The following is a 25,955-nucleotide window of genomic DNA, read 5'->3' on the forward strand; positions in this document are numbered from 1 at the left end:
ATTGGGGGATTTAGGGGGCTGAAGCGCTGAAGAACGAAGCGAAAGAACTCATCGAACTGACGTTAACAAAAATTCTTTAGCCAACTTCCTAGCAATCCTGTGATCACGCTCGGTTGTTCGAGGTGAGCCAGCACTCCTGACTGAGGCAAGACTGCAAATTCCTGTACCGCTTGAGGGTTTAGCCCCGCTAGTCGTCGCCCTAAAGCAACATTGGTGAACTGTGCCAACTCTCCCCACAAAATCGACGTGGGCACAGTTAACTGAGTCAGATACAGCGACAAATCAAAATAGAGATCGCCGCGCAAAAATGCCAGGGCAGAATATTCGGCGTTGGGCTGTTGGGCAGACTCTAAATAAGCCGCAACCATTTCATCGGTGATGCGGCTGCGATCGCCAAACAAAAACTGTTCCAAAAAGTTACGCACGGCAATCTCATTCGTCGCCCCGATCGCGTAGATCAGGCGATCGAGGATCGGCGTATTGATAATCTGAAGCGGAATTCTTCGCCCTGCACCTTGCCCAAAGTCGTCAAATCCAGATGGACAGACGAGATAAAGTGACTGAAAGAGCGCTGGTTTTTGCACCGCAAGCCGAACCGCGATCGCGCCCGTTAGCGAAGATGCCACCACCGCAACTGGCGAGGACGATACTTGCTGAATCAGTTCGGCGATCGTGATCAAATAATCCTCAATTCGATAGTCTCGCATCGGATGGGCAGAGTTGCCCCAGCCCAGCAAATCGGGCGCGATGACGTGATGCGTATTGGCAAACGCCGCATACACTTTTGACCATTCATAAGCCGAAGAACCGCCCCCAAAACTGTGGAGAAACACGATCGGCGGACGCGGCGACTCCTTGATCGTCCAAGGTGCCGCGACTGGGGTGTAATAAGCGATCTCACCCAGCGAAGTCTGAATATTTTTCTGACCAAATCCTGGAGGTTGAAACTGTACCATTCTGCTCTATCACACTCGTTTATTTGGAGATTAACGCAGTTTGCGATCGAAATGTCATCGCTCGATCGTCAGATTCGTTAAGCTGGAGATCTCTTAGTTTTGCGAGGACAACCCTAATGGCTCAATGGGATGCAGGTCGATTTGTGCAAACCCTGGCATACTTTGAGGTGATCCCTCTCGTAAGCTGGCTTCAGAAAATGTTTCAAGGTGACACGCCTTCTCAGCCGATTAACCCTCAGTCAGACGTTTTGTTTGACTTTAGCAATCCGTCAGGCACGATCAATCTCTGGGGAGCCTTGGATGATGTGGTGATGGGAGGGGTTAGCGCCAGTTCGTTTCAGCAGATCGATCGCGCGGCGCTGTTTACGGGCACTGTCTCGACTGAAAATTCGGGTGGCTTTGCCTCAGTTCGGACTCGCAATTTTGAGCCTGCTGTCAATCTTTCAGGCTACGAAGGCATTGAACTGCGTGTTAAGGGCGACGGCAACCGCTATAAGTTTATCGCTCGTGATGACGAGACGTGGGACAGCATCGCCTATACCTATTCATTTGACACCGTGGCTGATGAGTGGCTCACCGTCAACATTCCGTTTGCAGAGTTGGTTCCAGCATTTCGGGCAAAGACGCTGAAAGATGCTAACCCGATCGCTACTCAACATCTGCGATCGCTGCAACTGATGCTGAGTAAATTTGAGTATGATGGGGCACTCAATCCCAAATTTACTCCCGGCACGTTTCACTTATACGTCGCAACCATCAAGGCTTATCGCGGTTCTAGCGTTTAGCGCTTGCAACTACACCATTGCTCTCAGTAGAATGCCAGTGCTACTCTTGCCAAAGCTGCTGCTGTTCCCTTGCAATACATTCAACCGCTCATTCCCCATCTCAAGCTAGAATCCAACAATTCAGAACTCAATCACCTTCGCACTGAAGACAAAACCGCCCACCATTGGTATCGGTTTATTTTGTCGTTTCCGCCGCATTTAGTGCAGGATTATTTAGAAAAGTTTGGGGTCAATGAGTCGCATCAAGTTCTCGATCCGTTCTGTGGAACAGGCACCACAGTGGTTGAATGCAAAAAGCTAGGAATTCCCAGCGTCGGGGTTGAGGCGAATCCGATGGCGTGGTTTGCAGGAACGGTAAAACTCGATTGGAGTCTTGACCCCGATGAGCTGTTGCGCCACGCTGATCAGATTGCTAAAGCGACCGAAAAAAGGCTCGATCGCACCGAAGAACCCTGGCAAACGCTACCCGAAGATCGCTTAAAATTGCTGCTCAAAAACTCAATTAGTCCATTACCGCTTCACAAATCGCTGGTGCTGCTAGAGCAAATTAAACAACATACTGACTCGCCCTATCAGCGTCACGAATTGTTAGCTTTGGCTAAAGCGTTAGTTTTTTCGATTAGCAATCTTCACTTTGGACCAGAAGTGGGAGTCGGTAAGGCCAAGACCGATGCTCAAGTCGTCGATTCGTGGCTCGAAGGCATAGAAGCGATCGCTGCTGATCTCCGTTGTCTCAAAACTCTGCCTGACACGAGCGCGATCGTGCATCATGCCGATTCTCGCCAACTAGCTGACGTTTTAGAGCCTAACTCGATCGACGCTGTGATTACGTCACCGCCCTATCCCAACGAGAAAGACTACACGCGCACGACTCGCTTAGAATCTGTGATTTTAGAATTTATCAACGACAAGGCAGAACTGCGAACTCTCAAAAAAGGCTTGATGCGATCGAATTCTCGCAATGTCTATAAAGCCGACGACGACGATCGCTGGGTTGCCGATCATGTTGAAATTCAGCGCATTGCTAATGCGATCGAAGCCAAACGGATCGAACTCGGCAAAACGAGCGGCTTTGAGCGAATGTATGCGAGAGCTACCCGGCTTTATTTTGGCGGCATGGCGAGACATCTGGCAGATTTGCGTCATGTTTTGCGCCCAGGTGCCCAGCTTGCTTACGTGGTCGGTGATCAGGCATCCTATTTGCGTGTCATGATCCGCACGGGGACGCTCTTGGCAGATATTGCAAAATCCCTTGGCTATGAAGTCGTCAGCATTGATCTATTTCGGACTCGATTAGCGACCGTCACTCAAGAACAGTTGCGTGAAGAAGTCGTCGTTTTGCGCTGGTCGGGTCGTTAAAAATTGTGTAGTGAAACCGGAGAAACACCGATTCATTGTGTATTTGATCAATGCGAATCGTTATACGATCGCGCTAATCACAACGTCAGTTCGACAGAAGCGGTTTGCTCCGGTTGTGAAGAAAGCCCCCTAAATCCCCCATTTTGGGGGACTTTGAACCGGAAGTTTTGGCTTGAAGTCCCCCATTTTGGGGGATTTAGGGGGCAGAAGCCGCCCACAACAAAGCGAAAAACCTCGTCAAACTGACGCTAATCACAAATTTACTGGAGTTAGTGATGTCTCAATCACTTCAGCAACAACAGGGTCATTATCGCTACGATCCCACCCAAATCAGTCAGGCTGCCCCGGCTCGAATCTTTCCCCACGCTGGAGAAGATGGTGCATTACGATACATTCTGACTGAGCTACGCCACAATTTGCTAGAGCGGGGGCAACTTTCTGCGCCGTTGACTTGGGCACTAGAGCAGATCGAATCGGACGATCATACGCTCCATGAAACCTGGTTAAAACTGACAACGCTACTGGTCGATTTCGAGATTTTTCAGTCTGATTTGTTTAACTTTGATTTGCCGCCAACCGAGCAGTTTAATGTCGAATTTGTGCAGTTGCGGCGCAAGATGGGAGAAGCCCTAAATAACGCAGAAAAGGCAGCGAAAAAAGTTAATTCTAATCAGCCGAATTTTGCTCAAGCTCAACGCCTCCAGTTTTATCAGACTTTAAAAGAACACGGACGATCGCGCCCCAAAATTATTAAAATTCACGATCGAGACGGTGGATTGAGCGATCGTGAGTTTGCGCGTCAGCGCCTCGCCGGGCCGAACCCAACCTCATTACAGCGAGTCAGCGATCGAGTAGATTTAGCAGATTGGCAAGGCGATCAAGTCTGCTCTACCTCTAGCGGAACTGCTGTGATTCTTGAAGAGGCTGCGGATCAAAATCGTTTATTTCGATTAGACTATCCATTGTTAAAATTTGCGCCCGCAGAATTGCAGATCGGTCGCTATGTAGGTAGTCCAAAAACGCTTTTTTATCGAGGTGATCAGGGTTTAGAACCGCTCCTAATTCAGTTAGAGTCGGGTGAAAAAATCTACACACCAACCAGCGATGCCGATGACTGGATGCGGGCAAAACTTTTTGTTCAGGTGGCAGATATTACCCAACATGAGTTATTGACTCATTTGTGCTATACCCATTTGGCAATGGAAGCATTTGCGATCGCGACTCCGCGCCGATTGCCCTCTAATCACCCCGTTTATCGACTACTCAAACCACATGTTAGATTTTTGTTGGCAATCAACACGCGCGGCAATGCCATTTTGCTAGGCGAAGGAGCCGCGATCGACACGCTCATGGCTCCGACTCGTGAAGCATCGATCGCCGTGATGAATCGAGCTTATCGCGATCGTCCGTTTGAGTCTTATGCGTTGCCAACCGATCTCAAACATCGAGGCGTAGAGGCTGAATTTCTGTCAGACTATCCCTATCGAGACGATGCTCAACTGCTGTGGGGCGCGATCGCTCACTATGTGACGGCTTATCTACAGCGCTATTACAAAGATGATCTTGCAGTTCAGCAAGACCCCGATTTGCAAGCTTGGGCAGCAGAATTGGGCGCACCTCTCAACACACGATCGCGTGACGAATTTGCTCAAGCTCCTGACTGGATTTCTCCAGAGATTGCCGCGCAGGTGGGTTTGTCGATTGACGAGTTGCCTGATTATCCGCGAGTTCCCGGATTTCCGACGATGCAGAATCCGGGGACGATCGTCACCTTACAGCAACTCATTGATGCCGCAACGCAGATTATTTTTACGTGCAGCGCTCAACACGCGGCGGTGAATTTTAGCCAGTTTGATTATTTTGGCTACGTTCCCAATGCGCCACTTGCCGCCTACACACAGCCTGATGTTTCTGCATCGCTCAAAGAGATGCTGCCCAAACCCGCGCAAGACCTTGCCCAAATGAAGCTAACCTTTGCTCTGAGTGGCATTATTTGGAGTCGCTTAGGAAGTGATGAGATTATGCAATTTTTGGATCAGGGCGATCGGGCGATTCTGCACCAATTTCAAGCTGATCTGCAAGCGATCGAAACTGAGATTCAGACCCGAAATCGAGTGCGCGATCGTGCCACCGGAATCGACTACCCTTACCTGCTACCTTCTCGGATTCCTAACAGCATCAATATCTGATATCGATTTCAAAAATAATTGCGATCGTTCAGCGATCGCAAGAGGGCACGACGTGTCATGCCCCTACCCTTTTTGTACGGTCATGGCATTGCCGTGCCCCTGACCCTGGCATCTAACCGAACGTGAATTCGATGAAGCTTTTCGCTGCGGTTGCAAATCCGGGCTGCCCCCTAAATCCCCCAATTTGGGGGACTTCAAGCCCAGATTTTCAGTTCAAAGTCCCCCAATTTTGGGGGATTTAGGGGGCAGAAGCCGCTAACAACGAAGTAGGAGAACTCACCGAACTGACGTTAACCGATATCCCTTAATTCGCGATCCTAAAGATTGCTTTCAATCAATTCTCGATATTGGCTCTTTTGCTTCACGCCTTTGACTTCAGCAACCATGCCTTTGTCCTTAAAAAACTGAATGGTTGGAGTGCCCATTACACCCGCCGATTCAGCGATATCGGGGTCTTTGTCGATGTCGATTTCGACGAAGTGAATGCGATCGTTAAACTCGTCGATGACTTTGTTAAGAATCGGCTTGAGCGTGTGGCAAGGGCCACAGTTAGGAGAGACATATTTGACGACGATTAAGCGATCGCTCTCGTGATAGAGCTTTCTCAACGCTAGACCGCCTTCATGACGAGTCTCAGTCACATCAAACTCGCCAGAAACCTGGAAGACTTCAACCGCGTGTGCCGTATCTTCTTCAGCCAATTTTTGCGCCTCGGTTTTGCCAAACTCTTGCACCAAGCCGTTAAACGATAACCAACGTTCTGACAGCATTGCCGCCATACATCCCGTCCCGGCGGCGGTGATTGCCTGGCGAAATTCGTGGTCTTGCACGTCTCCAGCCGCAAACACGCCTTCGACGCTGGTTTCGACTGAGCCGTGTTGGGTGACGATGTAGCCCACGTCATCTAGATCTAGCTGACCTTTAAAGAGAGCGGTGTTGGGGGTGTGCCCGATCGCATAAAACAGCCCTTTGGCATCGATCGTGCTTTCTTCTCCGGTTTTAGTGTCTTTGACCTTTACGCCAGTCATGTGTTCGTCGTTGCCAATTACGTCGATCGGTTCTGTGTTCCAATGCACCGTAATTCTGGGATTAGCTAAGACTCGATCTTGCATGGCTTTGCTGGCGCGCATCTTGTCGGTTCTTACTAGCATGTGGACGTGATCACCATATTTAGTGAGGTAAATCGATTCTTCGGCTGCCGTGTCGCCGCCGCCGATGACTACCAAGGTGGCACCTCGAAATAGAGGTGTTGCTCCATCACAGATGGCACAGGCTGAGATGCCTCGGCTCCAAAATTGACCTTCACAGGGTAGACCTAATCGTTTTGCGGTGGCACCTGTGGCGATGACGATGCTGTGGGCGAGGACTTCGCGATCGTCGGACTTAATCACAAACGGACGCTGACTCAAATCAACGGAGGTGACATCTTCCATGTAGAGTTCTGTCCCCCAGCGCACCGCTTGCGCTTTCATCTGATCCATCAGTTGTGGGCCGGTGATGCCTTCAGGAAAGCCTGGGAAGTTTTCAACTTCGGTGGTGGTCATCAGTTGTCCACCTGGCAGCCCTCCCGTTTGAAAGCCCTCAAACATCAAAGGCTTAAGGTTTGCTCGACCTGCGTAAATCGCTGCCGTGTAGCCAGCCGGGCCAGAGCCAATAATGACTAAATTCTCTACGGTTGGGTTTGCCATAGGATTAATACAAACTCATAACGACTACGACTAGTATAATACAAAAGGGTGGATTCTAGTCAAGCAAGTCATGGGATGTGATGATTTTCGCTTGTTTTAGCGAAAGGCAAGCACTTCGATGCTCATCGACTTAATCGGCTCTGCTTCTCCGTGCAGCATACGACGAATTTTTTCAGTAGTTTCACGGCTAAAGGTTAACTCTTGGCATCGCGAACAAACCTGAGCAGGGATTCCTTCTACTAAGATGGGTTTGCCGTCGATCAAAAAGACTTCATCGACGTGTTCTGGATGGGCTTGGTTTGAGCTGCAAACATGACAGTGAAACATGGTCACTTCCTCTGTGAGTAGTTAGTCCATTGGGTTTCGTCAGGCTCGCATAGGGTAATAATCTGAACGACGATCGAGACTCTCAGCACTTCAAGACTTAATATTGCAGAATTCGGCGCACACTCGCGATCGGGCAATCTGATGTTAACTATTTTAAGTTTCGAGTTAATCTGCTGACGTTGCTGAATTTGCCCTCATCCTCTCCCAGGGGGCGCTACTGTATACGCACAAAGTGTTTGTCGCTTCGTTGGAGTCGGCTTTAGCCCCCTAAATCCCCCATTCGGGGGGACTTTGAACGGATGAAGCTATCTCTCGATCGCGTTGGTGATCTGCTGTAGAACACGCCTTAAATCTGATATCACTTCTCGGTTACGAAACCGGATGACTCGATATCCCAAATGATTCAGTTTCTCAGTTCGAGCGGCATCATACTCCACCTGCTGATCGTGAATTGTGCCATCAAGTTCAATGACCAATCGATGTTGAGGACAATAGAAATCGACGATAAAAGACTCGATCGGATGCTGAACGCGAAACTTCCAGCCGTTTAGTTGGCGGTTTTTTAGAGCTTGCCACAGCCTCTCTTCAGCCGGGGTGAGATTCTGTCGAAGTTGTCGAGCCGCAGAAATAATGTTGGGAGTGGTTCCTCGAATGCGCCGAGAATCCATAAACCTGATGAGTGATGAGCTTCTACAAGAGTGCCCATCTTCTCTAAAGGTTTCTTCTGTCTCAAAGCTTTCTTCTGTCTCAAAGTCCCCCAGAATGGGGGATTTAGGGGGCTACCCCCAGCGATCGGAACGCAAAACAATTTGTGTGTACACATAAGTCCAAAGGGCTACCGTGTATCCATCAGTCCTTTCGCTTCGTTAAGAGCGGCTTCAGCCCCCTAAATCCCCCCAAATTGGGGGACTTTGAAACTGAAAGTCTAGGGTCAAAGTCCCCCAGAATGGGGGATTTAGGGGGCGAACCCCCAGCGATCGGAACGCAAAACAATTTGTGTGTACACATAAGTCCAAAGGGCTACCGTGTATCCATCAGTCCTTTCGCTTCGTTAAGAGCGGCTTCAGCCCCCTAAATCCCCCCAAATTGGGGGACTTTGAAACTGAAAGTCTAGGGTCAAAGTCCCCCAGAATGGGGGATTTAGGGGGCGAACCCCCAGCGATCGGAACGCAAAACAATTTGTGTGTACACATAAGTCCAAAGGGCTACCGTGTATCCATCAGTCCTTTCGCTTCGTTAAGAGCGGCTTCAGCCCCCTAAATCCCCCAAAATTGGGGGACTTTGAAACTGCAAGTCTGGGGTCAAAGTCCCCCAGAATGGGGGATTTAGGGGGCTGAAGCCGACTGAAACGGAGCGACGAACGACTTGTACACAGTAGCTTCTCTTTTGGGAGAAGAACGGCTGGCGAGGGCTTTGCCCCACTTCGTGAGGAGGGCAGATCGTCGCCCCTAACCCTTACTAGAGAGCGCCTTTCAGAAATCAGGAAAGATTTTAAGCGCGAGTGATATGAAAGCGAACTGAACTGGGCAAGTTAGGTTCAGCGTTAGAAGCACATCAACCCGCATCTTTAGGAGACACTCTTTCCATGAAATCTGAACTCAAAGCAAAGTTTCTGCAACACCTCGCTAGCAAAAAGAAAGATCAAGGTTTCACCCTGATTGAGTTGTTGGTCGTGATCATCATCATCGGCATTCTGTCTGCAATTGCGTTGCCTTCCTTCTTGAACCAGGCAAACAAAGCCAAGCAGTCTGAAGCCAAGACCTATGTGGGCACCCTAAACCGCACTCAACAGGCTTATTTCCTGGAAAAGAGCAAGTTTGCAACTGAGTTGTCAAATATGGCTGACCCCGTTCCATCGGAAACTGTCAACTACGAATATAAGTCAGCTGAAGCTACTCCTGACATATCGGCACTCAGCACCGGTACCGCTAGGGTGGCTGCTCTTCGCTCCTATGGTGGAACCGTGTTTGTAGCAACAGATGACAAGACAAAGGAAACCAGCACCCTCGCTATTGCTTATGAAAGCAAAGCACCTTCCAAGGATGTTCCTCCCGTTGCGACAATCACTGGTACCACAATGAAAGAGCCTACCGGTTATGACCCACTGGCGAAGTAACTTTGCCTTAAACAAAGTTTTTTAAGACCGCGAGTGGGTAGAAGTTGTCTACCCACTTTTTTTGTGCTGTCTTTAATGAAGCGGTCGATACTAAAGCAGATCTCTGTGTTAAACCCTATGGCAATGGCTCCGTTACCTTTAGAAGCTTTGGCAGATTGGCAAAAGCAAGCTACCCACGCTCTTTTAAACGAGCAGTATGCCGAAGCCGCACAACTCTACGAACAAGCGATCGAGTCCAACCCCGAAGAACGATCTAATTATTGGCACTTAGGCTTATTGCTGCTCTTGCAGGGTGAAGAAGCTGAAGCTCAGACCACTTGGTTGTTTGCGATGTCAGAAGGCGAACCCGATCAGGTTGAACAATGGGTGGCTGAATTAGCGCAAGTGTTGCAAACCGAGGCAGAGCGCCGCGAAACATTGACCGACTACTCAACTGCGTGGGCAATCCGCCAACACTTACGAGAAATTTGTCCTGACATAGTTGATAATCTACTAAAAATCTTGCAGCACTCGATCGGGCTTGATCTCTTCACCGACGACACCTTTGAAGAGTTGGGATTGCCGCAATCTCTGCCAGGAGCGGAGGTCAACACTGAGCTTTTGCTGCACGTTTTAAAAAGTGTTCTATATCATGCAGATCCTACGCCATCGCTTCTCAACTTCGCTGAAGGCTGCATTGCTGCGGTTTCTGACACTAAAGCTTTAACGGAGGCTGTGTTACCCGCCGCGATTCGGTTTGCTCACAGCAAAATGAGCGCTGCCTTTGCCGCCGATCTCGTCGAAGCTTATCTTCGCCTTGACCCTGACAACATCGAGTTTTTGGGTCACTTAGCGTCTTTTTATCAAAACGCAAAACAGTACGATCGCGGCATTAAAGTTGCTGAACGTCGATATGAACTCACAGACGACTTACCCGAAAAGATTTTTTCTAACCATTTAATCTTGCGGGGCTTGCTCGGTGCAGGTGGCTATTGGCAAGAAGCGCTCGAAATTGCTCAACGGCATGAGTCTTTGTTGCATACTTTGGTCGAGCAACAGCCTACCGATGTGCATTCTGTTCTCATCTCTCGGCTGCTCAACTCTGCTTATTATCTGGTTTATTTCTACGATCAACCGCAGCGCTGGCGCAGGCTCGAAAATCAAATCCTCGAATTCTGTCAAAAAAATATTCAACTCCACGCCGCCAAACAGGGAAGAGACTATCACCACTCAACCCGCGATCGCACCCCTAAGCGCCTCAAGATTGGCTACCTGTCTCACTGCATGGCAACGCATTCGGTCGGCTGGTTGGCTCGGTGCCTATTGCAGCACCACGATCGCGATCGCTTTGAACTCTACGGCTATTTTCTCAGCTACCGAAAGTTCCACGACCCGCTACAAGAGTGGTATGTCAGTCAATTTGATCACGTCCACAAAATCGAAACGATCGGTCTAGGAACTAACTTTGCGATCGCGACCCAGATTCAGCAAGACGAAATTGATATTCTCATCGACCTTGACAGCATTACCCTCGATTTAAGCTGCCAGATTTTGGCACTCAAACCTGCCCCTATTCAAGCCACTTGGCTCGGTTGGGATGCATCAGGTTTGCCTGCGATCGATTATTTCATCGCTGACCCCTACGTTTTGCCAGACTCCGCCCAAGATTACTACAGTGAAAAAATTGTTCGGTTGCCTCAAACCTACATTGCCGTTGATGGCTTTGAAGTCGGCATTCCCACCCTACGACCAGAACATTTAGGCATTCCCGATAACGCGATCGTCTTCCTCAGTGCCCAGCGAGGCTACAAACGACATCGCGACACCGTAAAGCTGCAAATGCGAATTCTCAAGCAAGTTCCCAACAGCTACTTCTTGATTAAAGGACTCTCAGACCAGGAATCGATCAGCAAATTCTTTGCAGAAATCGCCGCAGAAGAAGGCGTATCGAGCGATCGTCTCCGATTTTTGCCTGATGACCCTTCGGTTGAAATTCATCGCGCTAATTTAGCGATCGCCGATGTTGTGCTAGACACCTTTCCCTACAACGGCGCAACCACCACCCTCGAAACCCTTTGGATGGAGATTCCGATCGTCACCAAAGTCGGAGAACAATTTGCCGCCCGCAACAGCTACACGATGCTAGTCAACGCTGGAATCACAGAAGGCATCGCCTGGACAGACGACGACTATGTAGAATGGGGTATTCGACTCGGAAAAGATGCAGCGCTTCGGCAGCAGATCGCCTGGAAGTTAAAGCAATCTAAAAAAACCGCTCCCCTTTGGAACGGCAAACAATTTACCCGCGAAATGGAAAAAGCTTACGAGCAAATGTGGGCAACCTACCTATCAGCGTCAGAATTATCAGATGAATTGAGCGAACGATCGTAAGTAGACGGATCTAAGTTAGATGTAAGATGCCGCAAACCGCCCTCACCCCAAATTCCTCTCCCCAAGGCTACTGTGTACACACAAGGTGTTCGTCGCTCCGTTTCAGTCGGCTTCAGCCCCCTAAATCCCCCATTCTGGGGGACTTTGAAACTGGAGTCTCGGCTCAAAGTCCCCCACTCGTGGGGGATTTAGGGGGCGAGGATCTCGGCGATGACGAGATCAGAAGACTTGGGTGTACACCGTAGCTCCCCAAGGAGAGGGACTTTGAATCTTGCTCCCTTCTCCTTGGGGAGAAGGGTTGGGGATGAGGGTTCCTATTCAAAAACTGGAGCCTACCAAAAATGATCACCTCTCTGAAGATCTTAGTGATCACCAATCTCTATCCGCCCCAGGTTCTTGGAGGATATGAACGCTCGATCGCAGACTTTGCTCGACTCCTGCAACATCGCGGTCACACCGTTTTAGTGTTGACGAGTGACACGCCCCAGTTTTCCGTATCTCACCCCAGTCTTTATCCTGATCCGCCTATAGAACGTTGTTTGTTGCTCATGGGTGAGTGGTCATCTCAAGGATTTCGTTGGTTTGACCATCAGCGTGTAGTTGACGTAAGGCAGCAAAATCAGGCGATTCTCAAACACCACTTAGAACACTTTCAGCCCGATGTTTGTTTAGCAGGTAATCTTGATTTTGTTCAGACACAAGCAGAGAGTCTAGCGCTATTGCTCTCTCATCAGGTGCCCGTCGCTCACTATGTGATGAATGCGCGATCCGGTTATGATCCTGAGCATACGCCCCGATCGTCCCTTTACCATTTCATCACCTGTAGCAATTTGGTCACAGCAAGTCTTGAGGCATCAGGCTACCCAGCAGCGGCGACCGCGCAAACCCTTCATCCCGGTGCAGATGTCGATGCTTTTTATCAAGTTGAGCTTCCACCTCGCGATCGGCTTCGCATTGCCTACACCAATTTAGTCACCGAAGATCAAGGAGCCGATGTTTTAGTCGAAGCGCTCTCGTTGCTTCATGCGGCAGGAATTGAATTTACAGCCACGATCGCCGGGGGCACTTTTCAACCAGAATTTGTTGACGCTTTAAAACAGTTCATAGAATCGGAAGGACTGCAAGAAGCCGTTCACTTTCCGGGTGCATTGTCTCGTCAAGAACTGATTCAACTCTATAAAACTCACAATGTTCTTGTCTTTCCGTCGCGATTTGAGGAACCGTTTGGAATCAGCCAAATTGAGGCAATGGCAGCCGGACTAACTCTCGTCACGAGTGGCACAGGCGGAGCCAGAGAAATTGTTGAAGAACACGGAAAAGATGGATTAATCTTTGAGTCTGAAAATCCTTTTGATCTAGCCGATATTTTGTCTTCTCTGCCAACAGATCTAGCGCGTTGGGACGCGATCGCCCGCACAGGTCAACAGCGAGCCATGTCTAAATTCAATCAAACTAAAGCAGTTAAGAAATTAGAGGCTATTTTTCTAGAGTTGATAGCTCTCAAAGACACGCAGCCAAAATCTGCCATCAAACTACATCTGGGTGGTAAAGAACCCCATTCTGACTGGAAGATTTTAGACATCGAACCTCGCCCAGAAGTAGATTTCATTGGAGATGCTGCCGACTTAAGCCAGTTTGCTGACGGTTCTATTGACACAATTTATGCCAGCCACATCTTAGAGCATTTTCATTACTCACTCAACAATGAACTGATCACAACTCTGGCAGAGTGGTATCGCGTTTTGCAACCGGGCGGACAACTGATGGTGAGCGTCCCCAACTTGCAGACGCTTTGCTGGTTATATCTCAACCCCAATTTGAGACCAATGGATCGGCACCAACTGATGCGAATTATCTTTGGTGGACACATGAATCAATATGACGTTCACCGGGTTGGGTTTGACCCCGATACACTCGCTCTGTACCTTCAAGAAGTGGGGTTTGTAGACTGCACCCCGGTCAGCGAGTTTGGTCTGTTTAACGATTGCAGTAGCATGAAAATTCTCGACAACTTGATCAGCGTCAATATGATCGCGACAAAGCCAGAATGAGCGATCGTCCCTCCTTAGTCAGTAGTCACGAGCCAACGCAAACCCGTATACTGATCTAGCCTCTCTGCTATGGATATAACTTTTGGGTATTGATCTTCGCAGCTACGTCTATCTCGACAATTTGCAGCCTCAACACGCCGCTTACTTAGGCACCGAGGCGCTGGGCTTCTTACCCCTGCCCGGAGACGCTTCACTTTGGATCGAGATTTCTCCCGGCATCGAAATTAATCGCATTATGGATGTGGCAATGAAATCAGCCGTCGTGCGTCCCGGTGTGCAAATGGTCGAGCGGCTGTATGGACTGCTCGAAATTCACGCTAGCAATCAAGGCGAAGTCAAAGCCGCAGGTCGGGCAATTCTCGATAGCATGGGCGTTCGGCAAAACGAAGGTCTAAAGCCGCGGGTGATTTCTAGTCAGATTATTCGCAATATTGATGCCCACCATACGCAACTGATCAACCGCACCCGTCGCGGCAACATGATTTTGGCAGGGCAAACCCTCTATGTTTTTGAAGTCGAACCCGCCGCATTTGCCGCCCTCGCCGCCAACGAAGCCGAAAAAGCCGCCTTCATCAACATTCTGCAAATCTCGGCGGTGGGCAGCTTTGGGCGATTATATTTAGGTGGCGCAGAGCGAGACATCATGGCGGCATCTCAGGCAGTCGTGGCAGCGATCGAGAATGTCGCTGGGCGAGAGCATCCGACCGAGATGCGAAAGGAATAGAGCATGGCAGACTCAAATCATCTCAGGCAGTTGCAGCAAGGTGCAGTGCCGTGGATTGAATGGCGATCGCAGCACCCGCAGATTCACCCCGACCTCAGCGAAGTTGACTTAAAGGGCGCAAATCTCCGAGGTGCAGATCTCAGTTACGTCAACTTAAAAAAAGCAGAACTCAGTTGGACAAAGCTAATTGCTGCCAATCTCAATGGGGCAATTCTCAATCAGGCATGTCTTTTCAAAGCCGAATTAATCGACGCAATGCTACAAAAGGCTGAACTAGTAGACGCTAGTTTGATCGCCGCCGATTTGCGAGGTGCAGATCTCCGCGATGCCAATCTGATTGGGGCAGATTTAAAAGGAGCCAACTTCGATCGAGCCGACTTAACCAGAGCCAATCTGATCGGCACCGAGCTTCGAGGCGCAAAATTTCGAGAAGCAGACTTCAGCGAAGCAGATCTGAGGCGAACCGATCTCAGCGAGGCAATGCTGCTCAACGCTAATTTTGCTCATGCAAATCTCAGCAACGCCAATCTCTATGAGGCAGAACTGATGGAGGCGCATTTTTACCATGCCGACTTGCAAAAGGCAAACTTGATGCGATCGCATCTCAGAAAAGCCTATCTATTCGCCGCAAATCTCAGCGCCGCAAATTTATCGAGTACAGATCTCGCTTGGGCAAACTTGAGTAAAGCAACCCTCACAGGCGCAGACTTAACCGGAGCCAATCTCAGAGGTGCAAACCTGACTGGGGCAGATTTGACTGGAGCGATATTGACGGCTGCTTGTTTAAGAGGCGCAAACTTAAGCAGAGCCAATCTCACCGATGCCAATCTCACCAATGCTGACCTTCGAGAGATCAAGCGCCACAAAACAATTCTCAGCAGAGCAATCATGCCTGACGGCGCAATTCAACCCTAGAAAATGCGAAGAGTTGCAAGGTTGCAGATAAAAACTTAGAAGGGCGAACGAGGGGACTCGAACCCCCGGATGGTGGTACCACAAACCACTGCCTTAACCACTTGGCTACGCTCGCCATCACGTTTATTAATATAGCAGTTTAGGTGACAAGTCAGCTAGATCTTTGGAGATGAGAACAAAACTTGTCCGATCGCGTCTAAAATTGTGGTTTCGCGTTAGTCAGCAGATTGTCTAACGCCTGTGGAGTGGGAATTGACCGCTTATGAAGATAGTCAACCTGACAGCAGGGATTGTCGGAGTGTTGCTCTTAGTCGGGGCTGTGACGCTGGCAATCACTAACCCGAAACAAGAAGCGTTTGAAAATTTTGCAGTCCAGCGCATTCGGGAAGATGCCTGCAAGAAGGCACCTTTAGGGCTGGCAAGCCAATGTCCAAAATTTGTGGATGACAATCAAGCCGAGATCAAAAAGGTGATTACTCGCAACACCGATCGCCAAGATTTTCTGCTATTTAGCTTTTATCAAACCGACTTATCAGTCCGGGCGATCGTGCCCGATTTAGCCTTTCTTCCCGGAATGCCGACCTACCACTTTGAGACAGTCGGCTTGTTTGGAAAATTCTATATATACGAAGCAAAAAAACGGTAATCAAATTCTTTTAACGTCAGTTCGATCAGGTCTTTCGCTTCATTGTAGAGGGCTTGTGTCTCCTAAATCCCCCATTCTGGAGGACTTCAGTCCCAATTTTCGTTTCAAAGTCCCTCACTTGTGGGGGATTTAGGGGGCTTTCCAGAGGTACAACCGCAGCACAGGATCTCGTCGAATTCACGTTCTTTTATTTTCCAATTCTCGCCAGCATTGCACCGAGTTGGACAAAACCGACTCCTAAAACAGCGCTGCCCAACCAATAGAAACTTGCGGCTGAAAAGTTTTGAGTTCTGAGCAGATTAAGGGTGTCCAATCCGTAAGTCGAAAACGTGGTGTAGGCACCCAAAAATCCGGTGGTTAACATCAGTCTAATTTCGGGAGATGTGGGCTGATCAACAAACAAAGTTGCCAAAAATCCCATTAAAAAACAGCCGCTTAAGTTGATCAAGAAAACCCCATAGGGAAATGAGATTCCGAAGCGCTGAACTGACCAAACGGTTAGGTAGTAGCGGCACAGAGCACCCGCGATCGCGCCGAGGCTAATGGCGATCGGCACTCGAATCGTCGGATCTTGCAGCATTTACTATCGTCCTTTTGCCGAGAGAGTTCGACCTCTACAATAAGGGTAGTTTGTTGGAGAAGGCTGTCATGCTTCAAACCGATCCGCCCCGATCGCCCAAAGACTATTTGCCGACGATGTATGACCTACCCAGCGAGAACCCGGAGGAACCTGGCTTGCCCGACGAGTTTCATTTGCTCCAGCCTCGCCTGCTTGCAGAAACCTTTCTGCCGCCCGACTATCTCAGTGAAGATACATTTACGGGTAGTGATCTCAATCTTTACTATGATGTGCGCCACACAGGTTGGTATGAGCGCCCCGATTGGTTTGGGGTCGTGGGCATTTCTCGACTCTATGAACAGCGCGATTTGCGTCTGAGCTATGTCACTTGGCAAGAAGGGGTCGATCCGATGGTGGTGGTCGAGCTACTTTCACCGGGCACTGAACGAGAAGATTTAGGGCAAACCCTGCGAGATGTTGACCAACCGCCCACTAAATGGGAAGTTTACGAACGAATTCTCCGCATTCCCTACTACATTGTGTTCAACCGCTACAACGATGAGCTACAGGTATTTCGTCTCGAAGGAGGAAGCTATCACATTTTTGAAGCAACGCCACCCCGATTTTGGTTTGAAGAACTGCGATTAGGGCTGGGACTGTGGGAAGGCACTTATCAAGGCATTGAGCGGCACTGGTTGCGCTGGTTCGATGCATTGGGTAATTGGATTCCGACTCCTTTGGAACGGCAAGTCGATCTCGTTGAGCAAGAACGACAACGGACAGAAGAAGAACGACAACGATCGGAACGATTAATCGCCCAGTTACGATCGCTCGGCATCGAACCCGATCTTTAATCAAGCGAGAAATCCTTTAGCGTGGGCACTCCCTCTAAAAAAGATCCCATCAATAACAAGCTCGTTTGGGTGTCGAGGTTTCCTGTGCTTTTGACACCTGACGATCGCTGAAACTCCCGCAAGGCTGATTTGAAATCTTGAGAGTTGGAATTCAAATAGCCCAAGCGCTTGAGATAATCAAGGGCTTGAATGTTCGTCAACAGAAGAATTTCATTAGGTCGAAAAATCGGCACGTATTGCTCTCGCCAAATTTGAGCAAATTCAGTCCGATCGAGCAGGTAAATTCTGCCACTTGAGGGATCGCCGATCGCCGCTTTATTTTCATTCATCGCTAACAGCGCCACCGCATGAGAGAGTTTGCGATGGCCGTCGATCAGCCAAACCCCCAACACACCCGGACGGTTAATTTGGCGCATTTGCTCCCAGGTGGGCGAGAGTTCAACACCGTTTAGACCCAATTTACGGGCTGCCACAATCAGTTGCGGCATCGTTGTGCCCATGCGACTCGTGCCTGCCAGCTTTGCGACACTGGTTTCGGTGGCTTCTTTGAGTTCCCATCGCTGCAAAACCGTTGCTAAAGCCGACGGCGCACAGCTACTCATCGAGGTTTGCTTAAAGACTCCGTTGGGCTGCAAGTTGTTGAACAGATCACGGTAAATCGGAGTCAAGAAATAAGCTTCGGTTGTGGTGAATCCGCCGACTCCGATCGCGCCAAGCAGCAGCACCGTCAGAATTTGTTTACGAGCGGTTTTCGCCACGATCGTCAACGCCACCCCGCAAAACCCGATCAGCATCACCCGCATAATTGTCCAGGTGGTTTGCATCCCATAAACGCGCCAGGTCAGCGGAAAGATCTGCATCTGAGGAATGTTGAGCGCCAGAATCAGAAAGGTGACATAGATGCCGATAAACAGCAGCGCGATCGCATTTTGACCTTTAAATAAATCGTTTGCCGTTGCCCCGCGCCGCAGCAATAATCGCCCAACCCTATTTCCTCCTCGAAAGCATAAGATGCCTAACCCGACCGTCACGAGCGCTTCTACCAGCATCCATCGTTTTTGTAGCAACAACTGCCAGTCTAACCTTGGCGATCGTGAATTAAATAAACGTCAGTTCGACGAGTTTTTTCGCTTCGTCAAGCGCGGCTTCTGCTCCCTAAATCCCCCATTCGGGGGGACTTTGAACCGGAATCTTGGCTTGAAGTCCCCCAGTTTTGGGGATTTAGGGGGCAGCCCAGATTGGCAACCGTAGCGAAAAGCTTCATCGAATTCACGTTAAATAAAGCAGAAATCTGTGTAAGGGCATGGCACTGCCGTGTCCATTAGCGTCCACCGAACCCATCTGAATCGAAAACCGCTCAATTCCTGGCATAATGGGAAAGTTTTCACGATTTGTCAGAAAAACCTGTGATTCTAAAGCACTGAGTTGCTGACGATCGTTAAACTTAAACTCATAAAGATCCCTCATCCTTCATCCTTTGCCATGCGTAGCTACTATTGCGGTCAACTCCGAGCCAGCCACATTGGAGAAACAGTGACCCTTTATGGATGGGTCGATCGTCGTCGGGATCATGGGTATGTGATTTTCGTCGATTTGCGCGATCGCAGTGGCACTGTTCAGATCGTTAGCGACCCCGAACGAACTCCGGGTTCTTATCAACATGCAGGCGATCTGCGAAACGAATACGTCATCAAAATTGTGGGTCGCGTCACCAAGCGTCCTGATGAGTCGTTAAACTCTAAAATTGCGACAGGCGAAATCGAAATTTATGCAGACGAGATTGAAATTCTCAACGCTGTTCGTAAACAATTGCCGTTTCAAGTCTCGATGTCTGATAACGAAACGGTGCGAGAAGATTTACGCCTAAAATATCGCTATTTGGATTTGCGCCGAGAGCGGATGAGTCGCAACTTACAATTGCGTCATCAAGTGACTAAATCGATTCGTCGCTATCTCGAAGATGCTGAAGGGTTTATCGAAGTCGAAACGCCAATTTTGACGCGATCGACTCCCGAAGGTGCCAGAGATTATCTTGTTCCGTCGCGGGTGAATCCGGGTGAATGGTTTGCGCTGCCCCAGTCGCCGCAGTTGTTTAAGCAGATTCTCATGGTGTCGGGCTTTGATCGCTATTATCAAATCGCTCGCTGTTTTCGCGATGAAGATTTGAGAGCCGATCGTCAACCCGAATTTACTCAATTAGACATGGAAATGAGTTTCATGTCACAAGAAGAAATCATTCAACTGAACGAGGGTTTAGTCAGCCACATCTTCAAAACTATTAAAGGTGTTGAGATTCCGACCCCGTTTCCGCAGTTGACTTATGCAGAGGCGATGGATCGTTATGGCTCTGACAAACCCGACACACGCTACGGCTTAGAGTTGGTAGATGTATCGGATATTCTCAAAAATTCTGGCTTTAAAGTCTTTGCTGATTCGGTCGCGAAGGGTGGCATTGTCAAAATTCTGCCGATTCCGGGTGGAAATGATGCCGTTTCTAATGTGCGAATTAAGCCGGGTGGAGACTTGTTTAAAGAAGCCGCAGAAGCCGGAGCGCGAGGATTAGCTTATATTCGAGTCCGTGAAGATGGCGAGATCGACACGATCGGAGCCATCAAAGACAACCTGACCGACGAGCAAAAACAAGAGCTTCTCAGTCGCACCGGAGCCAAACCCGGACACCTGCTCTTGTTTGGAGCAGGAGACACGATCACGGTGAATAAAACGCTCGATCGTCTCCGTCAAGCCCTAGCACGCGAACTCGGACTGATCGACCCTGACAAAACTAACTTGCTCTGGGTGACAGACTTCCCGATGTTTGAGTGGAACGCTGACGAGAAGCGACTCGAAGCATTACACCATCCCTTCACCGCGCCCAAGCCCGAAGAGGCACACGACCTTAAAACGGCTCATGCTCAAGCGTATGACTTAGTGTTTAACGGCTTTGAAGTTGGCGGCGGCAGTGTGCGGATTTACCAGTCCGATTTGCAAGCAAAAGTGTTTGAAACGATCGGGCTATCAATCGAAGAAGCTCACAACAAATTCGGCTTTTTGTTAGAAGCGTTTGAGTATGGCACACCTCCGCATGGTGGCATCGCTTATGGACTCGATCGCTGGGTGATGTTGCTAGCAGGTGAAGAATCGATTCGCGATGCGATCGCGTTTCCCAAGACTCAGCAAGCTCGATGTCTGCTCACCAATGCGCCTTCTAGCGTCGATGACAAGCAACTCAAAGAGTTATATGTCACTTCAACTCATAAACCCAAACCTGGAGCGTCTTAGGAGCGCGGATTCAATAGAGACGCGCTGTGTTCCAGTCCTTTCAGCCCCCTAAATCCCCCATTTTGGGGACTTTGAACAGATCTAGTTCCCCCAGAATTGGGGGTCAGGGGGCGTATTTATACATTCAGCAACGCCAAGTAGGTTTCTCTAGATTTCACCCTGACATCTCCAGCAAGATTTAGCACAATAGTCTTATGCTTGAGATCATTTTGATTTGCGCGATCGGGCTAATTCCGCCACTTCTGTCTTTCGTGTTTTTTAGAAAGATGCAGATGAGGGCACAAGCTCGTTTACGCAATGCCATGCAAGCCGCAGAGCGCAGACAAATTCAGCGTTTGTTGTCATTGCCTGCTGATTATCACTACATCGAAGGCGTAGGTGCCCTAATTGGGGATTCTACCTGTCGATATAATGCCCGTTCTGCTCAAATTCGCTGTGCAGTTAATCCGTCTGGACCCTGTGAGGAGTGCCCTTATTATGAGTCTTCATCCCCTACAAACCCCTCATAGTGGCTATCACTGGAATGGGAGCAGTCGTCTATTTTTTGAAGGTTGGTATTACCGCGTCACACTGCCCGATTGTGGTCAGACCTTTGCGTTTATGTACTCGATCGAAGACCCCACAGGCAGTCAATCCTATAGTGGGGGTGCCGCTCAAATTCTGGGTGCTAATGATGAGTATCTCTGTCGCACCTTCCCCAATGTGCAGCAGTTTTGGGCATGGCAAGATGCGCTCGGTTTAGGACACTGGGGCAAAACAGACTTGAACCAAACTCCTGAATGTCTGGAGCCGGGGGAGTTCGATCGGCAAATTCAAGAAGGCTATCAGGCGACGGCAACCTGGCATCAAGGCAAACTCTATGAGCCAAACGGCAACTCTGCTGAGTGGCAATATGAGATCACACCTGTGTATGGCTGGGCGAGTGCTGATAATACACAACAGTCAACCGCAGGATGGATGTCTTCGCTACAAATCTTTGAACCCGGTTGGCAAATTTTAATGGCACATGGGTTAGCCACTGGCTGGATTGATTGGAACGGGAATCGCTATGAATTTAATAACTTCCCTGCCTACAGTGAAAAGAATTGGGGTGGAGCCTTTCCGCAAAAGTGGTTTTGGTTAAACTGCAACAGTTTCGACAACGAGCCAGATCTCGCACTAACAGCAGGGGGCGGCAAACGCGGCGTGTTGTGGTGGATGGAATCAGTCGCGATGATTGGCATCCACTATCGCAGAAAATTTTATGAATTTGTGCCCTGGAATTCTGAAGTCAGTTGGTCGATCAAACCTTGGGGCGATTGGCAGATGGAGGCGAAAAACTCTGAATACACTATTACCCTGACAGGTAAAACCGATTTGCCGGGAACGCCACTCCGCGCACCGACGGCAAAGGGCTTAATGTTTGTCTGTCGAGATACAATGTTAGGCGCTGCAACTCTAGAGTTGAAGTCACGCCAAAACAATGAATTGATTCTCAAGGCAACGAGTTCTCTTTGCGGTTTAGAAACAGGCGGCAACCCTTGGGATGAGGACTGGGAAGGCAAATGCGGCTGGAGTATCTGACCAAGATGGGATTGCTATAGAATCGTAAGGGACTCATCTACCAGAAAATTTAGTTAACGTCAGTTCGATGAGTTTTCTCGCTTCGTTATTCAGCGCTTCAGCCCCCTAAACCCCCCAAAATTGGGGGACTTTGAACCTCAATTCTGGGCTTGGAGTCCCCCAGAATTGGCGGATTTAGGGGGCAGCCCGGATTGGCAACCGCAGCGAAAAGCTTCATCGAATTCACGTTAATGAGCATTTCTAGACTCGAATCAGTTTCACTCAATAGTTAACCATGTCGTTTGATCCCTCACCGCGATCGTCCATTCCTGCCAACCCGATCACTTCGACTGAAAGCAGTGCTCTGCTTTATGCGTTAGAAGCTGCCGCTATGGTCGCCTACGAATGGAATGTAGTCACCGATGAAGTGAGACGATCGGCGAATGCAGACCGCGTGATCGGATTCGCACCTGGAACGACCGCACAAACGGGATCTGAGTTTTTTGATTTGATTCATCCCGATGATCGCGATCGCGTTTTTAATCAAATTCAGATCGCGTTAATTGCCGGAACAGAATATCGATCGGAGTTTCGATTAGTCTGCCCAGACGGACAGACTCGCTGGATGCAAGATCGCGGACAGCCGAGTTTTGATGCCAGCCAAGGGCAATGCTTGCGCGGAGTGATCATCGATATCACCGAACGCAAGCGGGCAGAAGAAGCACTGCAAAGCAGCGAAGAGCGATTTCGGTTAGCAACTAACGCAGTTGATGGCATTGTCTTTGAGTGGAATCTGCAAACGGGGCAAGTCTATCGATCGGAGGGACTATTTCAACTGATTGGCGTATCGGTTGAAGATGCAGAGTCCACTCAACAGTGGTGGGTAAAGCGCCTTCATCCCGATGATGTTGTCCGTCTGTCAGCCAGCCTTGAATCAACGCTAGCAACCGCCGATCGCTACGAAGGTGAATATCGAGTCCGTCATGCCGATGGGCGCTGGGTCGATGTTTGGGAACGGGGACAGATATTTAGAGATCAGCAGGGAACTGTAGTGCGGATTGTGGGTTTCACCACTGACATTAGCAGCCGCAAACAAACTGAAGCCGCCCTGAGCGAGAGCGAAGCCCGTTATCGAGTTTTGGCAGAAGCGATTCCGCAATTTGTATGGATTACGACCTCTGAGGGGCGGAACGAGTATGTAAATCGGCAGTTTTGCGACTATACCGGGTTGAGCCTTGAGCAACTGCTGAATCTAGATTGGCTGACGATCATTCACCCCGATGATCGCGATCGCACCCGCGATCGCTGGCTATCGTCTGTTAAAAGCGGTGATTTCTATGAAATCGAATACCGTTTTCGACGGGCTGATGGCGAATTTCGTTGGTTTTTGGGTCAGGGCATTCCGCTTAAGAATGAACAGGGGCAAGTGATTAAATGGTTTGGCACCTGTACAGATATTGATTCGCAAAAACAGATTGAATCGGAGCGAATGCAGTTGTTGCAACACGCGCAAGTTGCCCGCGAAGCAGCCGAACGCGCAAACTGCATCAAAGACGAGTTTCTCGCGGTTTTGTCTCACGAGTTGCGAACGCCACTTAACCCGATTTTGGGGTGGTCAAAGATTTTGCTCAACAAGTCACCCGATGCCGACACGCTCCATCGCGGGTTGCAAATCATTGAGCGAAATGCTCAACTTCAAACCCAATTGATCGAAGACTTGCTCGATGTCTCGCGAATTTTGCGCGGCAAGCTGGTGTTAGAAAAGGTTCCGGTTAACTTAAAGCGAGTCATTGAGGCGGCGATCGAGACCGTGCATCTAGCCGCGATCGCTAAAAATATCCAGATTCAGCCTCACTTCAAGGTCGCAGATCTCTACGTCAGAGGTGATGTCGGACGACTTCAGCAGATTGTGTGGAACTTGCTATCAAATGCAGTCAAATTTACACCTGAAGGGGGGCGAGTTGAGGTGCATTTAAGTCAGCGAGACTCTCAGGTCGAAATTCAAACGATCGACACGGGATCAGGCATCAGCGCTGAGTTTCTGCCCAACGTGTTTGAGCGCTTTCGTCAAGCCGACTCGACGACCACCCGCAGATTTGGCGGATTAGGCTTAGGGCTGGCGATCGTCCGTCAACTCGTCGAACTCCACGGCGGCACGATTCGAGCAGACAGCGCTGGAGAAGGGCAAGGCGCAACCTTTACCGTCCGATTGCCACGGCTAATGATTGACTCGACTCAGCTAAATGAGCGCGATCGTGAGTCGAGTCTCACCGCATCGCTGGCTGGGTTAAGAATTTTAGTCGTTGATGACGATGCCGATTCACGAGAGTTTGTCGCCTTCGTTTTAGAGCAAGAGCAGGCAGACGTGATCGCGCTATCGTCTGCGATCGACGCACTCAAAACCCTCGAACACACCCCAGCAGATCTACTGTTGAGCGATGTGGGAATGCCAGACATAGACGGTTATCAACTGATGCAGCAGATTCGAGCAAAGCCGCCTGCCCAAGGGGGACAGATTCCGGCGATCGCACTCACTGCTTACGCTGGAGACTATGACCAAAAACGGGCGCTCACGGCTGGGTTTCAGCAGCACATTTCGAAACCGATCGATCCAGAGATATTGGTGCAAGCGATCATGGATCTAATTCGACCCACTACTGATACCCATTTCGGAGGCAATTGCGACTGATCGTTCAATCTGACGGGGCACGGTATGCCCCTACGCGTCGGATTCTGTTAACGCTGTTGCCAATTCTATTTACCCAACATCTTCACAATGCCGATGCCCCCAAAATAAAGGGCGAGAACGGCTCCTCCTAATAGACTTTGGGTGAACGGATCGGTAGAAGGTGTAATCACAGCCCCCAAAACCGCCGCTCCTAGCAGCACATATTTCCACGCTGCCAGCATAGTCTGAGACGAGACGATCCCCAAAAATCCTAATAGTGCTTGCACCACCGGAATCTGAAATGCCAACCCGGTGCTAAACATTAGCAGCAAGACAAACTCAAAATAGCGATCGATCGACCATGCTTGTTCCACCACGTCTGCCCCGTAGGTGATGAAAAAATTCAGCGCCGCCGGGATCAGGGCGATATAAGAAAACCACAAGCCACCGACAAATAAAACGCTAGAACCGAGTACGATCGGAGCCAAAAAACGCTTCTCTCGCCGGGTTAACCCTGGAATCACAAAGGCAATGATTTGATAGAGCAAAAATGGAGCCGACAGCAGCAAGCCCATATAGCCCGCCACTTTGATCGAGACAAAGAAATATTCCCCCGGTGCAAGCTGAAGAAACTTTACCCCCTGCGCGGGCACTTCTAGCAACTGCACGATCGGCTTCACAAAGGCAAAGCATCCCGCCACCGATGCTGCGATCGCGATCAGAGAATAAAAAATTCGTCGCCGCAATTCTTCGAGGTGATCAAAGAGCGACATCTCTATATCGTCAATGATGTCGTCTTCAGCGATCATCTCCGGCTCTGACGAGGTTTGGCTCACCTCATCGGTGAGGGCAGCATCCTGGGTGATATCGATCTGGGCCGTCGTTTCAAGTTCCGAAGGAGCAGTCATGGGTCAGGCTTCTGTCCAA

21 protein-coding genes, 1 tRNA gene and 1 pseudogene are annotated in these 25,955 nt (G+C 49.6%); 14 read left to right on the forward strand and 9 right to left on the reverse strand.

The window, feature by feature from the left end; all coding sequences use genetic code 11:
- Positions 1 to 62: 62 nt before the first annotated feature.
- Positions 63 to 956: an alpha/beta fold hydrolase gene (locus tag BRW63_RS07435; protein WP_073070273.1), complete on the reverse strand. Its 894-nt coding sequence runs from the start codon at positions 954 to 956 to the stop codon at positions 63 to 65.
- A gap of 116 nt (positions 957 to 1,072) precedes the next feature.
- On the opposite strand from BRW63_RS07435, the gene BRW63_RS07440 reads away from it, so the two are divergent.
- The 3 genes from BRW63_RS07440 (at position 1,073) to BRW63_RS07450 (ending at position 5,289) form a co-directional block, all read left to right on the forward strand.
- Entirely contained in the window at positions 1,073 to 1,741 is a 669-nt protein-coding gene (locus BRW63_RS07440; RefSeq protein ID WP_073070274.1) for a CIA30 family protein, read from the forward strand.
- A 69-nt stretch (positions 1,742 to 1,810) separates the two neighbouring features.
- On the forward strand, positions 1,811 to 3,100 hold the full coding sequence (locus BRW63_RS07445; protein WP_223257319.1) for a DNA methyltransferase: 1,290 nt from the start codon (positions 1,811 to 1,813) through the stop codon (positions 3,098 to 3,100).
- 275 nt (positions 3,101 to 3,375) lie between these two features.
- Positions 3,376 to 5,289, forward strand: coding sequence for a lipoxygenase family protein (locus BRW63_RS07450; RefSeq protein WP_073070275.1), 1,914 nt, complete (start codon positions 3,376 to 3,378; stop codon positions 5,287 to 5,289).
- Between the two features lie 317 nt (positions 5,290 to 5,606).
- On the opposite strand, the gene trxB is transcribed toward BRW63_RS07450, so the two are convergent.
- From trxB to BRW63_RS07465, 3 genes are all read right to left on the reverse strand, one after another.
- Positions 5,607 to 6,977, reverse strand: a complete 1,371-nt coding sequence (gene trxB, locus BRW63_RS07455; protein WP_073070276.1) for a thioredoxin-disulfide reductase — start codon at positions 6,975 to 6,977, stop codon at positions 5,607 to 5,609.
- 96 nt (positions 6,978 to 7,073) lie between these two features.
- Complete coding sequence (locus tag BRW63_RS07460) at positions 7,074 to 7,304, reverse strand: YgiT-type zinc finger protein (RefSeq protein ID WP_073070277.1); 231 nt, start codon at positions 7,302 to 7,304, stop codon at positions 7,074 to 7,076.
- Positions 7,305 to 7,609: 305 nt separating this feature from the next.
- Positions 7,610 to 7,972, reverse strand: coding sequence for an endonuclease domain-containing protein (locus tag BRW63_RS07465; RefSeq protein ID WP_073070278.1), 363 nt, complete (start codon positions 7,970 to 7,972; stop codon positions 7,610 to 7,612).
- Between the two features lie 917 nt (positions 7,973 to 8,889).
- On the opposite strand from BRW63_RS07465, the gene BRW63_RS07470 reads away from it, so the two are divergent.
- From BRW63_RS07470 to BRW63_RS07495, 5 genes are all read left to right on the forward strand, one after another.
- Positions 8,890 to 9,420, forward strand: a complete 531-nt coding sequence (locus tag BRW63_RS07470) for a type IV pilin-like G/H family protein (protein WP_073070279.1) — start codon at positions 8,890 to 8,892, stop codon at positions 9,418 to 9,420.
- Between the two features lie 123 nt (positions 9,421 to 9,543).
- The gene (locus BRW63_RS07475; RefSeq protein WP_073070355.1) at positions 9,544 to 11,790 is read left to right on the forward strand and encodes an O-linked N-acetylglucosamine transferase, SPINDLY family protein; all 2,247 of its coding nucleotides are present in this window, start codon (positions 9,544 to 9,546) and stop codon (positions 11,788 to 11,790) included.
- 341 nt (positions 11,791 to 12,131) lie between these two features.
- Positions 12,132 to 13,841, forward strand: coding sequence for a glycosyltransferase (locus BRW63_RS29485; RefSeq protein WP_083582758.1), 1,710 nt, complete (start codon positions 12,132 to 12,134; stop codon positions 13,839 to 13,841).
- 82 nt (positions 13,842 to 13,923) lie between these two features.
- Complete coding sequence (locus tag BRW63_RS07490; protein ID WP_073070280.1) at positions 13,924 to 14,565, forward strand: hypothetical protein; 642 nt, start codon at positions 13,924 to 13,926, stop codon at positions 14,563 to 14,565.
- Between the two features lie 3 nt (positions 14,566 to 14,568).
- Positions 14,569 to 15,480 carry a pentapeptide repeat-containing protein gene (locus BRW63_RS07495; RefSeq protein ID WP_073070281.1) on the forward strand — a complete coding sequence of 304 codons (912 nt, stop codon included), beginning with the start codon at positions 14,569 to 14,571 and terminating at the stop codon, positions 15,478 to 15,480.
- 42 nt (positions 15,481 to 15,522) lie between these two features.
- Here the strand turns inward: BRW63_RS07495 and BRW63_RS07500 are convergent.
- Positions 15,523 to 15,595 (reverse strand) — tRNA-His (locus BRW63_RS07500).
- Positions 15,596 to 15,742: 147 nt separating this feature from the next.
- Between BRW63_RS07500 and BRW63_RS07505 the strand changes: the two genes are divergently transcribed.
- Positions 15,743 to 16,126 (forward strand): DUF4359 domain-containing protein, encoded by a 384-nt coding sequence (locus BRW63_RS07505; RefSeq protein WP_073070282.1) that lies wholly within the window; start codon positions 15,743 to 15,745, stop codon positions 16,124 to 16,126.
- Positions 16,127 to 16,313: 187 nt separating this feature from the next.
- Here the strand turns inward: BRW63_RS07505 and crcB are convergent, their stop codons facing one another.
- Complete coding sequence (gene crcB / locus BRW63_RS07510) at positions 16,314 to 16,706, reverse strand: fluoride efflux transporter CrcB (RefSeq protein WP_073070283.1); 393 nt, start codon at positions 16,704 to 16,706, stop codon at positions 16,314 to 16,316.
- A 68-nt stretch (positions 16,707 to 16,774) separates the two neighbouring features.
- Here crcB and BRW63_RS07515 point away from each other — a divergent pair, with 68 nt between their 5' ends.
- A complete protein-coding gene (locus BRW63_RS07515; protein WP_073070284.1) occupies positions 16,775 to 17,539 on the forward strand; it encodes a Uma2 family endonuclease in 765 nt (254 codons plus the stop codon).
- Here BRW63_RS07515 and BRW63_RS07520 read toward each other — a convergent pair.
- Complete coding sequence (locus tag BRW63_RS07520; protein WP_219898434.1) at positions 17,536 to 18,609, reverse strand: cysteine peptidase family C39 domain-containing protein; 1,074 nt, start codon at positions 18,607 to 18,609, stop codon at positions 17,536 to 17,538. The genes BRW63_RS07515 and BRW63_RS07520 overlap by 4 nt on opposite strands.
- Positions 18,610 to 18,808: 199 nt before the next feature.
- Positions 18,809 to 19,006, reverse strand: a complete 198-nt coding sequence (locus BRW63_RS07525) for a hypothetical protein (protein WP_073070286.1) — start codon at positions 19,004 to 19,006, stop codon at positions 18,809 to 18,811.
- Positions 19,007 to 19,021: 15 nt separating this feature from the next.
- Between BRW63_RS07525 and aspS the strand changes: the two genes are divergently transcribed.
- The 4 genes and pseudogenes from aspS to BRW63_RS07545 all read left to right on the forward strand — a co-directional run bounded on the left by aspS (position 19,022) and on the right by BRW63_RS07545 (position 25,049).
- Complete coding sequence (gene aspS, locus BRW63_RS07530; protein WP_073070287.1) at positions 19,022 to 20,818, forward strand: aspartate--tRNA ligase; 1,797 nt, start codon at positions 19,022 to 19,024, stop codon at positions 20,816 to 20,818.
- 194 nt (positions 20,819 to 21,012) lie between these two features.
- Positions 21,013 to 21,327 carry a DUF6464 family protein gene (locus BRW63_RS07535; protein ID WP_073070288.1) on the forward strand — a complete coding sequence of 105 codons (315 nt, stop codon included), beginning with the start codon at positions 21,013 to 21,015 and terminating at the stop codon, positions 21,325 to 21,327.
- Positions 21,296 to 22,321, forward strand: a pseudogene (locus BRW63_RS07540) (tocopherol cyclase family protein); the annotation flags it as partial. The gene BRW63_RS07535 and the pseudogene BRW63_RS07540, both read left to right, overlap by 32 nt.
- Before the next feature lie 334 nt (positions 22,322 to 22,655).
- Positions 22,656 to 25,049: a hybrid sensor histidine kinase/response regulator gene (locus BRW63_RS07545; RefSeq protein WP_073070290.1), complete on the forward strand. Its 2,394-nt coding sequence runs from the start codon at positions 22,656 to 22,658 to the stop codon at positions 25,047 to 25,049.
- A 65-nt stretch (positions 25,050 to 25,114) separates the two neighbouring features.
- Here BRW63_RS07545 and tatC read toward each other — a convergent pair whose 3' ends face one another.
- Positions 25,115 to 25,936 carry a twin-arginine translocase subunit TatC gene (gene tatC, locus BRW63_RS07550; RefSeq protein ID WP_073070291.1) on the reverse strand — a complete coding sequence of 274 codons (822 nt, stop codon included), beginning with the start codon at positions 25,934 to 25,936 and terminating at the stop codon, positions 25,115 to 25,117.
- Between the last annotated feature and the right edge of the window lie 19 nt (positions 25,937 to 25,955).

The sequence above is a fragment of the Phormidesmis priestleyi ULC007 genome (assembly GCF_001895925.1).
In the GTDB taxonomy this organism is placed as follows: domain Bacteria; phylum Cyanobacteriota; class Cyanobacteriia; order Leptolyngbyales; family Leptolyngbyaceae; genus Phormidesmis_A; species Phormidesmis_A priestleyi_A.

Coding starts and splice junctions, on each gene's coding strand:
- BRW63_RS07435 (WP_073070273.1), bottom strand. CDS start 956: ATGGTACAGTTTCAACCTCCAGGATTTGGTCAGAAAAATATTCAGACT.
- BRW63_RS07440 (WP_073070274.1), top strand. CDS start 1,073: ATGGCTCAATGGGATGCAGGTCGATTTGTGCAAACCCTGGCATACTTT.
- BRW63_RS07450 (WP_073070275.1), top strand. CDS start 3,376: ATGTCTCAATCACTTCAGCAACAACAGGGTCATTATCGCTACGATCCC.
- trxB (WP_073070276.1), bottom strand. CDS start 6,977: ATGGCAAACCCAACCGTAGAGAATTTAGTCATTATTGGCTCTGGCCCG.
- BRW63_RS07460 (WP_073070277.1), bottom strand. CDS start 7,304: ATGTTTCACTGTCATGTTTGCAGCTCAAACCAAGCCCATCCAGAACAC.
- BRW63_RS07465 (WP_073070278.1), bottom strand. CDS start 7,972: ATGGATTCTCGGCGCATTCGAGGAACCACTCCCAACATTATTTCTGCG.
- BRW63_RS07470 (WP_073070279.1), top strand. CDS start 8,890: ATGAAATCTGAACTCAAAGCAAAGTTTCTGCAACACCTCGCTAGCAAA.
- BRW63_RS07475 (WP_073070355.1), top strand. CDS start 9,544: ATGGCTCCGTTACCTTTAGAAGCTTTGGCAGATTGGCAAAAGCAAGCT.
- BRW63_RS29485 (WP_083582758.1), top strand. CDS start 12,132: ATGATCACCTCTCTGAAGATCTTAGTGATCACCAATCTCTATCCGCCC.
- BRW63_RS07495 (WP_073070281.1), top strand. CDS start 14,569: ATGGCAGACTCAAATCATCTCAGGCAGTTGCAGCAAGGTGCAGTGCCG.
- BRW63_RS07505 (WP_073070282.1), top strand. CDS start 15,743: ATGAAGATAGTCAACCTGACAGCAGGGATTGTCGGAGTGTTGCTCTTA.
- crcB (WP_073070283.1), bottom strand. CDS start 16,706: ATGCTGCAAGATCCGACGATTCGAGTGCCGATCGCCATTAGCCTCGGC.
- BRW63_RS07515 (WP_073070284.1), top strand. CDS start 16,775: ATGCTTCAAACCGATCCGCCCCGATCGCCCAAAGACTATTTGCCGACG.
- BRW63_RS07525 (WP_073070286.1), bottom strand. CDS start 19,006: ATGAGGGATCTTTATGAGTTTAAGTTTAACGATCGTCAGCAACTCAGT.
- aspS (WP_073070287.1), top strand. CDS start 19,022: ATGCGTAGCTACTATTGCGGTCAACTCCGAGCCAGCCACATTGGAGAA.
- BRW63_RS07535 (WP_073070288.1), top strand. CDS start 21,013: ATGCTTGAGATCATTTTGATTTGCGCGATCGGGCTAATTCCGCCACTT.
- BRW63_RS07545 (WP_073070290.1), top strand. CDS start 22,656: ATGTCGTTTGATCCCTCACCGCGATCGTCCATTCCTGCCAACCCGATC.
- tatC (WP_073070291.1), bottom strand. CDS start 25,936: ATGACTGCTCCTTCGGAACTTGAAACGACGGCCCAGATCGATATCACC.